The organism is Streptococcus sp. 1004_SSPC (genome assembly GCF_001069025.1).
Taxonomy (GTDB): Bacteria; Bacillota; Bacilli; order Lactobacillales; family Streptococcaceae; genus Streptococcus; species Streptococcus vestibularis.
Genome location: NZ_JWGQ01000004.1, coordinates 1 through 308, shown reverse-complemented (window position 1 = coordinate 308; position 308 = coordinate 1). Strand labels below are relative to the sequence as shown.

Below are 308 nucleotides of genomic sequence, written 5' to 3'. Positions count from 1 at the left end.
ATGAAAAATCTCTCCCAGACTACTCCTATATTGATTATAGATGACTTTTCGTCTATACTTAGGGGTGAACACAATATGATACTTACAGTGCCACTTTGTGTGCGATAAACTATGAGCCTTTTGTGCCATATTTTTCTCCTTTCGCTTTACAATTGGCTTGAACACCTTTATTGTATCGCGTTTGGAGTTTTTTGTTATAACGGTACAACCTTCGATGCGCACCCACATAGCGGGTGGTTTTTGGTGGCTCTATAATTTCTGTAGTGGGTAAAACCACTGTAGAGATTATAGAGCTTTTTAAGTGTACA

General features: G+C 38.3%; 2 protein-coding genes. Both read right to left on the bottom strand.

Annotation, left to right across the window (positions count from 1 at the left end; translation table 11 throughout):
• Window positions 1-129, bottom strand: a 129-nt coding sequence (locus ADF62_RS09985; RefSeq protein WP_179944325.1) for a transposase, incomplete at its 3' end; no start/stop codon positions are given.
• A partial coding sequence (locus ADF62_RS11235; protein ID WP_048787822.1) for a hypothetical protein occupies window positions 110-308 on the bottom strand: 199 nt, incomplete at its 5' end. The genes ADF62_RS09985 and ADF62_RS11235, both read right to left, overlap by 20 nt.